General features: G+C 66.0%; 8 protein-coding genes and 1 pseudogene. All 9 read left to right on the top strand.

Features of this window, described 5'->3' with window-relative positions; genetic code table 11:
- The first annotated feature begins 122 nt into the window (after window positions 1-122).
- On the top strand, window positions 123-1,433 hold the full coding sequence (locus EV657_RS10355; RefSeq protein WP_075786250.1) for an ATPase: 1,311 nt from the start codon (window positions 123-125) through the stop codon (window positions 1,431-1,433).
- A 139-nt stretch (window positions 1,434-1,572) separates the two neighbouring features.
- Window positions 1,573-2,628: a dipeptidase gene (locus tag EV657_RS10360; protein WP_075786251.1), complete on the top strand. Its 1,056-nt coding sequence runs from the start codon at window positions 1,573-1,575 to the stop codon at window positions 2,626-2,628.
- 67 nt (window positions 2,629-2,695) lie between these two features.
- Window positions 2,696-4,291: an ABC transporter substrate-binding protein gene (locus EV657_RS10365; RefSeq protein ID WP_134077832.1), complete on the top strand. Its 1,596-nt coding sequence runs from the start codon at window positions 2,696-2,698 to the stop codon at window positions 4,289-4,291.
- A gap of 76 nt (window positions 4,292-4,367) precedes the next feature.
- Window positions 4,368-5,354, top strand: a complete 987-nt coding sequence (locus EV657_RS10370) for an ABC transporter permease (protein WP_425057251.1) — start codon at window positions 4,368-4,370, stop codon at window positions 5,352-5,354.
- Complete coding sequence (locus tag EV657_RS10375; RefSeq protein WP_113670436.1) at window positions 5,351-6,262, top strand: ABC transporter permease; 912 nt, start codon at window positions 5,351-5,353, stop codon at window positions 6,260-6,262. The genes EV657_RS10370 and EV657_RS10375 overlap by 4 nt, the downstream gene beginning before the upstream one ends.
- Window positions 6,259-7,113 carry an ABC transporter ATP-binding protein gene (locus EV657_RS10380; RefSeq protein WP_134077833.1) on the top strand — a complete coding sequence of 285 codons (855 nt, stop codon included), beginning with the start codon at window positions 6,259-6,261 and terminating at the stop codon, window positions 7,111-7,113. The genes EV657_RS10375 and EV657_RS10380 overlap by 4 nt, the downstream gene beginning before the upstream one ends.
- Complete coding sequence (locus tag EV657_RS10385) at window positions 7,110-7,871, top strand: ABC transporter ATP-binding protein (protein ID WP_075786256.1); 762 nt, start codon at window positions 7,110-7,112, stop codon at window positions 7,869-7,871. Before EV657_RS10380 ends, EV657_RS10385 begins: the two co-directional genes overlap by 4 nt.
- Window positions 7,872-8,024: 153 nt before the next feature.
- Complete coding sequence (locus tag EV657_RS10390; RefSeq protein ID WP_113670438.1) at window positions 8,025-9,248, top strand: ABC transporter substrate-binding protein; 1,224 nt, start codon at window positions 8,025-8,027, stop codon at window positions 9,246-9,248.
- 64 nt (window positions 9,249-9,312) lie between these two features.
- Window positions 9,313-11,102 (top strand): annotated as a pseudogene (locus EV657_RS10395) (hypothetical protein); the annotation flags it as partial.

Here is an 11,102-nt window from a genome sequence, read left to right on the forward strand (position 1 = left end):
AGACGGCTGAACGAAAGGTTGCGATCCCCGCAATTGTCGCGAAAACCCGGCTCTTTGCCCCAGAATTGCCCGAAACACGGGGCAGTCTCGGCCCCGATACCGCAGTCAGCCCCGGACCCGCGATGAACATGCAAGCCTCGACGGTCTTCGGGCCGCCCGCCCCACGTGCGCTGGCCGAGATGCAGCTGCCGATGGTGATGATGCGCGACATCCTGCTGAAGACGGTCTTCCGCAAGAATGTCGATGTGGTGACCGAGATCGCCCGGGCGATCTGCCTGCCGGTGCCGGTCGCGCAAGAGCTTGTCGACCTCGCGCGCGGCCAGAAGCTGCTGGAGGCGACCGGGACGCTCCATGCCAATTCGGGCGGCGAGATGGGCTATCAGCTCACCGAGGCGGGCAAGGCGCGCGCGCTCGACGCGCTGACCCAGTCGGAATATTACGGCGCGATGCCGGTGCCGCTGGAGGTCTATGCCGAACAGGTCAAGCGCCAGTCGATCCGCAACATCCAGATCACCCGCAGCCAGCTGACCGGGGCGATGGGCCATCTGATCCTGCCGGATTCGCTGCTCGACCATCTGGGTCCGGCGGTCAGCGCCGGTCGCTCGATCCTGATGTATGGCCCGCCCGGCAACGGGAAATCCTCGATATCGAACGGCATACGCGATGCGCTTGGCGACCGGATCTATATTCCCCGGGCCATCGAATATGCCGGTCAGGTGATCACCGTCTACGACCCCATCGTGCATACCGCCGCCGAGGAACAGGAAGACGACCCGACTGCGCTGCGCCGGTCCGCAGGCCGCACCGACACGCGCTATGTGCTGTGCCGCCGCCCCACCGTCATCACCGGGGGCGAGCTGTCGTTGTCGATGCTCGATCTCGTCTACAATCCGACCGCGCGCACCTATCAGGCGCCGCTGCAGCTGAAGGCCACCGGCGGCGTCTTCATCGTCGACGATCTCGGGCGCCAGGCAGACCCCCCGCAGGCGCTGATCAACCGCTGGATCGTGCCGCTGGAGGAAAGCCGCGACATTCTCGCGCTGCAATCGGGCGAGAAGTTCGAGGTGCCCTTCGACACGCTGGTGATCTTCTCGACCAACTTCCACCCGAACGAGATCTTCGACCGCGCCGCACTGCGCCGGATCTTCTTCAAGATCAAGGTCGACGGCCCCTGCCAGGAGGATTTCCTGAAGATCTTCGCGCTGGTCGCCCGCAAGAAGAAGATGCCCATCGACGAAGACACGCTGATCTACCTGCTCAGGGAAAAATATCCGACCATCGACAATGCCTATGCCAATTATCAGCCGGTCTTCCTGATCGACCAGATGATCGCGATCTGCGACTTCGAGGGGATTCCCAGCCAGATGAGCCCGGAACTCATCGACCGCGCCTGGGCAAACATGTTTGTCCGCGAAGAAACCATCGTGCACTAAACCTCCGGCTGCCGCGTCCGCAGGCAAAGCGCCATTTTTTGACCACAAGGTCCGCTTTCGGGCTTTCCGTCCCCCGAATCTTTTCGTTAGGCTTGCCGGGTAAGTCAGACCCCCTGACCCGTCAATCCCGGAGACATTCGTGGATCCCAAGACCCTGCCCGCCGTTTTCGACGGCCATAACGATGTTCTTCTCAGACTCTATCGCGCCGGAGGTCCGGCCGCCGCCGAAACCTTCCTGACCGGGGACGCGGGCCATATCGACCTGCCCAAGGCCCGCGCGGGCGGGCTCGGCGGCGGTTTCTTCGCGGTCTATGTGCCCTCCGAGGGCGGCGAGGACAATGAAGAGGCGATGGCGCAGGACAGCTACGACCTGCCTCTGCCGCCGCCCGAACCGCAGGACCGGGCGCTGACCGTTGCCATGGCTCAGGTCGCGACGCTGGAGCGGCTGGAAGAGCTGGGCGCGTTGAAGATCTGCCGCAGCGCCGCGGAAATCCATATCTCGATGGTCGAACACAAGCTGGCGGCCATCCTGCATATGGAAGGTGCCGAGGCCATCGACCCCGAGATGATCACCCTTGATGTGCTTCACGGCGCGGGGCTGCGCTCGCTCGGGCCGGTCTGGAGCCGACCCACCATCTTCGGCGAGGGCGTACCGTTCCGCTATCCGTCCGACGGCGATACCGGCGGCGGGCTGACCGATCTGGGGGTGGCGCTGGTCCGGCGCTGCAACGCGTTGAAGATCATGATCGATCTGTCGCACATGACCATGGCGGGCTTCTGGGACGTCGCCAGACAGTCCGACGCGCCGCTGGTCGCGACCCATTCGAACGCCCATGCGATCTGCCCCCATGCCCGCAACCTGACCGACGCCCAGCTCGAGGCCATCGCCGCCAGCGACGGCATGGTCGGGTTGAACTATGCGACGGCCTTTCTGAGACCCGACGGGCGCATGATCGATACCGGTCTTGACGACATGCTGCGTCATCTCGACCATCTGCTGGGCAAGCTCGGCGAGACTCGCGTGGGGCTCGGGTCCGATTTCGACGGGGCGATGATCCCGTCCGCGATCGGGTCGGCCGCGGGGCTGCCCGCACTGCGCGCCGCGATGACGGCGCATGGCTACGGCCCCGAGCTGATCGAACGGATCTGCCATGGCAACTGGCTGAGGGTGCTGGAGAAAACCTGGGGCCACTGACGGGCAAGACCGGCGCAACGACGCCGGAAGACGACATAAAAACAGACCAACAGAGAGGACGACCAAGATGACCGCTTTTGCAAGGCTGATGTCGGGCGCCGCGCTGGCCGCGACGCTCGCGGGCACCGCCCCCGCGCTTTGGGCCGAAACGCCCGCGAACATGCTGGTGGTGGCCAACCGGATCGACGACATCACCACGCTCGACCCGGCCGAGACCTTCGAATTCGCGGGCGGCGACGTGCTGCGCAACGTCTACGGGCGGCTGGTGAACTTCGACCCGCTGGATTTCGAGGCCGGCTACCAGCCCGATCTGGCCGAAAGCTGGGAGGTCAGCGAGGACGGCCGCACCATCACCTTCACCATGCGCGAGGGCGTCAGCTTCGTCTCGGGCAACCCGGTGACGGCCGAGGATGCCGAGTTCTCGCTGCGCCGCGCGGTGCTGCTGAACCTCACGCCTTGGTTCATCCTGACCCAGTTCGGCTTTACCCCCGAGAATATCGAGGAAACCATCAAGGCCGACGGCAACAAGCTGGTCATCACCACCGACAAGGCCTATGCAACCTCCTTCGTGCTGAACTGCCTGACCGCGACCATCGGCTCGATCGTCGACAAGACGACAGTGATGGCGCATGAGGTCGATGGCGACATGGGCCACGACTGGCTCAAGACCAATTCGGCGGGCTCGGGCGCCTACAGCCTCGTTGCCTGGAAACCGAACGAATCCGTGACCCTGCAGGCCAATCCCGACTTCTATCAGGGCACGCCCGCGATGCAGCGGGTGATCGTGCGCCATATCGCCGAAAGCGCGACCCAGCGGCTGCTGCTGGAACGCGGCGATGTCGATGTCGCGCGCAACCTCAACCCCGAGGACGTGCAGGGCATCACCGGCGCCGAGGGCATCAAGATCCAGGAAGAGCTGAAAGGCTACCTGATGTATGCCTCGTTCAACCAGAAGATCCCCGAGCTGGCCAAGCCCGAAGTGCTGGAGGCGTTCAAGTATCTCGTCGATTACGACGGCATGGTGAACAGCTTCCTCAAGGGGCAGTGGACCGTTCAGCAGAACTTCCTGCCCCAATCCTATCTGGGGGCGGTGAAGGACAACCCGTTCTCGCTCGATGTCGAGAAGGCCAAGGCGCTGCTGGGCGAGGCGGGCGTCGACGGGCTGGAGCTGACCATCGGTGTGCGCGACGTGCAGGAGCGTCTTGAGATTGCCCAGTCGATGCAGAACACCTTTGCCCAGGCCGGGGTCAAGCTGAACATCGAGGTCGGTACCGGCAAGCAGGTGCTGGCCAAGTACCGCGCCCGCGATCTGGACGTCTATCTGGGCACCTGGGGGCCGGACTATGCCGACCCGCAGACCAATGCCTCGACCTTCGCCTACAACCCCGACAATTCGGACGAGGCGCAGAATGGCGGCATCCTGGCCTGGCGCAACGCCTGGGACGCGGGCGGGCTGACCGAGATGACCGAGGCCGCGGTGGCCGAGCGCGACACCGCCAGGCGGGCCGAGATGTATCACGAGATCCAGACCAGGTTCCGCGAGATCTCGCCCTTCGCCATCATGTTCCAGAACATCGAGCAGGACGGCGTGCGCGAGAACGTGCAGAACTTCACCACCGGGCTGGCGGTCAGCGATGCCAGCTACTGGAAAGTGACCAAGTAACGTGTCGGCAACCGGCAAGGCACAGGAAGGGCGCGCCCGCGCGCCTTTCCCTCCCCGCTGGGTGAAACGGACGGGCGTGACGCTGGGATCGATCGCAATCACCATGCTGGGCTTGCTGTTCGTCACCTTCCTGATCGGCCGCGTGATGCCCATCGACCCGGTGCTGGCCATCGTCGGCGAACGCGCCAGCCCCGAGGTCTATAACCGGGTCTACCAGGAACTCGGGCTGGACCGGCCGCTGCTGGTGCAGTTCTGGCTCTATCTGCTGGACGTCGTCCGGGGCGATTTCGGCACCTCGCTGCTGACCGCGCGGCCCGTATCCGAAGACATCGCCCGGGTCTTTCCGGCAACGCTGGAGCTGGCGACGCTGGGCACGTTGATGGGCGTACTGCTGGGCGTGCCGCTGGGCGTGCTGGCCGCCGTCCGGCGCGGGTCCTGGATCGACCAGATCGCGCGCGTGGTGGCCCTTGTGGGCTATTCGATGCCGATCTTCTGGCTCGGGCTCATGGGGCTTCTGATCTTCTACGGCATTCTCGGCTGGGTCGGCGGGCCGGGGCGGCTGTCGATCTTCTATGACGGCATGATCGAGCCGGTCACGGGCATGATCCTGATCGACAGTGCGCTGGCGGGCGACGGAACGGTCTTTCGCGACGCGCTTAGCCATATCGTGCTGCCGGCCTCGCTGCTGGGCTATTACAGCCTCGCCTATATCAGCCGCATGACCCGGTCCTTCATGCTGGAACAAATGTCGGCCGAATATGTCACCACTGCCCGGGTCAAGGGGCTGAGCGAGCGCGCGGTGATCTGGGGTCATGCCTTCCGCAACATCCGGGTGCAGCTGATCACGGTGATCGCGCTCAGCTATGCCGGGCTTCTGGAAGGGTCGGTGCTGACCGAGATCATCTTCTCATGGCCGGGCATCGGGTCCTACATCACCAACGCCCTGCTCTCGGCCGACATGAGCGCGGTTCTGGGCGGCACCGTGGTGGTGGGGCTGGCCTTCGTGCTGCTGAACGTCTTTTCCGACCTGCTTTACAAGGTCTTCGATCCGAGGGCGAAATGACCGAGATGACCGGACTTCGCGCCTGGCTTCTGACCGACACGCCGCAATCGCGCGGGCAGGCCCGGCTGGCGAGCCTTTATCAGGGCTGGCTGGCCTTCCGCCGCAACCCGATGGCGATGTTCGGGCTTGCGATCCTGATCGCGCTGCTGGCGATTGGGGCGCTCGCGCCCTGGATCGCGCCGCATGATCCCTTCTATCAGGACCTCACCGCCCGGCTGCAGCCGCTGGGCACGCCCGGCCATCCGCTGGGCACGGACTCGCTGGGGCGCGACATCCTCTCGCGGCTGATCTACGGCTCGCGGATCACGCTTTACATCGTCACGCTGGTCGCCCTGATCGCGCCGCTGGCGGGGCTGATCGTCGGCACCGTCTCTGGCTATCTCGGCGGCTGGGTCGACATGGTCCTGATGCGGATCACCGACATCTTCCTCGCCTTCCCCCGGCTGGTGCTGGCGCTGGCCTTCGTCGCCGCGCTGGGCGCGGGCATCGAGAATGCGGTGCTGGCCATCGCCCTGACCGCCTGGCCGCCCTATGCCCGGATCGCCCGGGCCGAGACGCTGACCCTTCGGAACGCCGATTTCATCAGCGCGGTGCGGTTGCACGGCGCCGGTCCGATCCGGATCATCACCCGGCATATCTGGCCGCTTTGCATCTCGTCGCTGATCGTGCGGGTGACGCTTGATATGGCGGGGATCATCCTGGCAGCCGCGGGGCTTGGGTTCCTCGGGCTCGGCGCCCAGCCGCCCAGCCCCGAATGGGGCGCGATGATTTCCGAGGGCCGCCGCTTCATCCTCGATCACTGGTGGGTCGCCACCATGCCGGGGCTGGCGATCTTCACCGTGTCGCTGGCCTTCAACCTGCTGGGCGACGGCCTGCGCGACGTGCTCGATCCGAAGGGAGAGAAATGACCCCCCTGCTCGAAGTCGAGGACCTCTGGGTCCGCTTTCCCACCCGTACCGGCCTGTTCGACGCGGTGCGCGGTGTGTCTTTCAAGCTTGGCCGGGAACGACTGGGTATCGTTGGCGAAAGCGGGTCCGGCAAGTCGATGACCGGGCGCTCGATCCTCAGGCTGATCCGGCCGCCCGGGCAGGTCACGGCCGCGCATATCCGGCTCGATGGCGAGGATCTGATGCAGCACTCCGAGGCGCAGATGCGCAAGGTGCGCGGCCAGCGGATCTCGATGGTGATGCAGGACCCGAAGTTTTCGCTGAACCCGGTGATGAGCGTCGGCGAGCAGCTGATCGAGGCCTGGCGCGTCCACAAGAAGGGCAGCCGGGCCGAGGCCCGGCGTCGCGCACTGGACATGCTGGAAGCGGTCTCGATCCGCGACCCCGAACGGGTGATGCGCGCCCATCCGCACGAGCTGTCGGGCGGGATGGGTCAGCGGATCATGATCGCGATGATGCTGATCCCCGACCCCGAATTGCTGATCGCGGACGAACCCACCTCGGCGCTGGACGTCTCGGTCCAGGCGCAGGTGCTGCAGATCATGGACCGTCTGGTGCAGGATCGCGGCATGGGGCTGATCTTCATCAGCCACGACCTGAATCTCGTGGCCGATTTCTGCGACCGGGTGCTGATCATGTATGCGGGCCGCGTGGTCGAGACCTGCGCGGCCGACAAGCTGCACGAGGCGAAGCACCCCTATACGCGGGGGCTTCTGAACTCGCTGCCCCGGCTCGACGCGCCGCAAAAACGGCTCGAGGTGCTGCGCCGCGACCCCGCCTGGGCCCAAGCCCCGTCGGTGAGGCCGTCATGAGCGCGCTTTTCTTCGACGATGTCAGCGTCTGGTTCGGCGAGGGCCGCGACCGGGTAGATGCCGTCCGGCACGCGAGCTTTCGCGTCGGCCATGGCGAAAGCTTCGGGCTGGTCGGCGAAAGCGGGTCGGGCAAGTCGACGATCATGCGCGCGCTGACCGGGCTGGCGCCCGACTGGTCGGGCCGGATGGCGGTGAACGGCAATCCGGTCCCGCGCGGACGGCACCGCAACCGGCTTTTCTACAAGAGCGTCCAGATGGTCTTTCAGGACCCCTATGCCTCGCTCCATCCGCGTCAGTCGGTCGATCAGGTGCTGTCCGAAACCCTGCATCTGCACGGCTTTCGCGATATCGAACCCCGGATCGTGCGGCTGCTCGACGATGTGGGCCTCGGCCCTGCCTTCCGCTTTCGCTATCCCCACCAGCTATCGGGCGGCCAGCGCCAGCGCGTGGCCATCGCCCGGGCGCTGGCCCCCGAACCCTCGATCCTGCTCCTCGACGAGCCGACCTCGGCGCTTGACGTCTCGGTCCAGGCCGAGATCCTGAACCTGCTGACCGACCTGCGGGCCGAACACAAGCTGACCTTCCTGATGGTCTCGCACGATCTCGCGGTGGTCGCCCATATGTGCGAGCGTATCGCGGTGATGCAGGCCGGCGAGATCGTCGAGGTGATGGGCGTCGACGAAATGCGGGCGCTGACACCGGCGCATTCCTACACCCGCAAGCTTTTGCAGGCCTCGCTTGGCTATACCCGGGGTTGACCCGGGATTACCCCGCGTCCGCCCCGGCCTCGCCTGAATTTCGCTCGAACTTTACGAGAACTGTCAGCGATCGCCGGAGCGCTGGCATACCCTATCTTAACGTCGCGACAGCTAGTGCTCTGAACTGGAACCCCGCCGGTATCGGAACACGACATGCGCCTTGCCTTTGCGATCGCACTTGCCGCGAGCCTCCTTGGTCTCTCCACCCCTCTCCTTGCCACATCCGGGGCCACGTCCGGCTCCGACCGGTCGGTCGTTCGTTTCGCACAGGTCGCCGCCCTTGAGGGGCCGGCCGGGGCACTGGGTCAGGGCCTGCGCCTCGGCCTGCTGGCCGCCTTCGAAGAGGCCAACCGCGCGGGCGGCGTCAATGGCCGCAAGATCCGGATGGACAGCTTCGATGACGGCTACGAACCCACCCGCTCGGCCGCCGAGGTCGAGAAGATGCTGGCCGATGATCGCTACCTCGCGCTGGTCGGCCAGGTCGGCACTCCGACCGCCAAGGCGACGCTGCCGGTCGCGGCCGCGGCCGGGATGCCGATGATCGGGCCGCTGACCGGGGCCGATTTCCTGCGCGCGCCCTGGGTCAGCAACGTGGCCAACATCCGCGCCAGCTACGACACCGAAACCGAGGCCTGGATCGCCTATCTGGTCGACGCGCTGGGCAAGGACCGGATCGCGGTCCTTTATCAGGATGACGGGTTCGGTCAGGTCGGGCTGGAAGGGGTGCGCCGTGCGCTGAAGAAACGCGGGCTGACGCCGGTCGCCGAAGGCAACTACACGCGCAATACCCTGGCGGTGAAGGTCGCGCTTCTGAACATCCGCAAGGCCAATCCCGATGCCGTGGTGATGGTGGCCGCCTACAAGCCTGTCGCAGAATTCGTGCGCGTCGGGCGCAAGCTCGGGTTCACGCCGCAGCTCGTCAATATCTCCTTCGTCGGCTCGCGCGCGCTCAGCGAGGAACTGGGCCCGGCCGGAGAAGGCATCATCGTCAGCCAGGTCGTGCCGTTCCCCGGCGACACCTCGTTGCCGGTCGTGGCCGAGTATCAGGCCGCGCTGAAAGCCGTCGATGCCGAGGCCGCGCCCGAATTCGTCTCGCTCGAAGGCTATCTGGCCGGACGTGTCGCGCTGAAGGCGCTCGAAAAGGCGGGCCCCTTCCCGACCCGCGCCAAGATGCTGGCCGCGCTCGATCAGCTGGGGGATCTCGACCTCGGCGGCCTGCATCTTGTCTTCGGCCCGGGCGACAACCAGGGACTCGACCAGGTCTTCCTGACCCGGATCTCGGCCGATGGGGCCTTCGAGCCCGTCGAGATCCCGGCCCCGGCCCCCGCGTCGCCCGACGAGCCGGCCCCTGAGCCAGCTCCTGAGCCGAAATCCTGACCGTGCGGGCGGCCCGCGCGGCCGCCCGGGACACAAGGACCACGTTACGCCCCGGAGGGCTGTCATGCTGAAATTCGTTTCGACGGTGTTCGGTAGTATTGCGCTGAAATTCTCGTCCGCCCTCGTTCTGATGGGGGCCATGACCGCAGCCGCCATCGTGATCTCGACGATGGTCTTCGACTCGCTGTCGGGACAGATCGACAGGCTGGTCTCCGAGGACTTGCCTGGCATCCGGGACAGCGTCGCGGTCATCGAGCACACCGGCGATGTCCGCGACTCCCTTTCCGAGATGCTGATGGCCCGCAACGCGGAAGGCGTCGAGACCGGGTTCCAAGACTACCTTGAGGAAAGCAAGCGTGTGCTTGCGTCTGTCAACGACCTTCCCGCTGAGGACCGCAAGACCTTCCTGCCGATGCTGGTGGCGCTGTCCGACAAGGCACAGCAGATGCGGCGGGCTCTGGACCAGCGCTTCGCGAGCCAGAACCTGCTTCAGGACCAGCTGGCCGAATTCGGCGCACAGGTGGGCGAGATCCGCGAAGCGCTGTCGATCATGACCGAGGATGCCGTCTATGACATGAACCTGGCCGGCAACCAGACCATCGAAAGCGTGTCCGACACCCTCGACACGCTGGTCCATTCCGACTTCAACTCGACCGCGCTGATCCTGCAGGCCCGGGCCGAAATCAACCTGCTGTCCGGCGTCGCCCTCGCGCTGGCCCGGCAGGACGATCCCGCGCTGGCCGCGATCCTGCGCGATCTGGCGACGGCCAGCCTGCGCAAGCTGGAAGGACTGCTTGCCGATCTCGACACGGCGGGCACGATCCCGGACTACCTGCCGATCCTGACCGAAACCCGGGCCGCCTTTGCCGGTTCGGCCAATGCCGGGTTCCGCGCGCGCGCGGGCTATACCGAAGAGGTCATGCGGCTCCGCGATGCCAGCAATATCGCGCTCAGTTCGGCCATCGACGATCTGACCTTCAAGCTGATGATCGGCGCCGAGGACACCGCGGTCTTCAACCGCGAGGCCATCCACCGGCTGCTGAGCAACGAGGTGCAACAGATCCGCGACACGTCCGATGTTGACCTCGCGGTGGAAACGCTGGTTGCCTCCGCCTATCTCGGGGCCACCGCGAAGGATGCCGCCGAGGCCGATGCCGCGCAGGACCAGATCCTGGCCGCACGCGACGCGCTGACCGATCTGGCCGGGCGGGTCTATCTGACCAGCAGCCTGAAGACCATGATCGAAGGGATCGTCGCCTTTGCCGACCCGGAAACCGGGGTGGTGGCAAACCGCCGGGCCTGGCTTGCCGCGCAGCAGGAGGCCGAGGATGCCTCGCGGGCCGCCTATGAACGCCTGCGCGGCATCGCCTCCGTCGCCAGCGACCAGGGCAACAATGCGATCGCCACGGCCGGTGACATCGGCACTGCCATCCTGGCCGAGGCCGGCGAGGCCAAGCACCGTCTGAAGCTCGTCACCCTGGGCAGTGTCGCGGTCTTCATCGCCGCGCCGATCCTGACCTGGCTTCTGATCATCTGGCCGATGCGCCGGCTGGTGCGCGTCACCGGCCGCCTGGCCCGCGGCGAACTGGCCGAGGTCAAGGGCTTCGGGATCTTCGGGGGCGAGATCGCGCGGATGGCCGAGTCGCTCGTCGTCTTCCGCGAGGGCCTCATCGAACGCGACCGCATGCAACAGGCCGAACGCGCGGCCGAGGAAGATCGCCAGGCCCGCGCCGCCGCGCAGCAGGCAGTGGTTTCCAAGCTTGCCAGCGCGCTTCAGGCGCTTTCTGGCGGCGATCTGACGAGTCGGATCGATGAACGGTTCGCGGAGGATTACGAGCGTTTGCGGAGCGATTT

This window comes from Rhodovulum visakhapatnamense (assembly GCF_004365965.1).
In the GTDB taxonomy this organism is placed as follows: Bacteria; Pseudomonadota; Alphaproteobacteria; order Rhodobacterales; family Rhodobacteraceae; genus Rhodovulum; species Rhodovulum visakhapatnamense.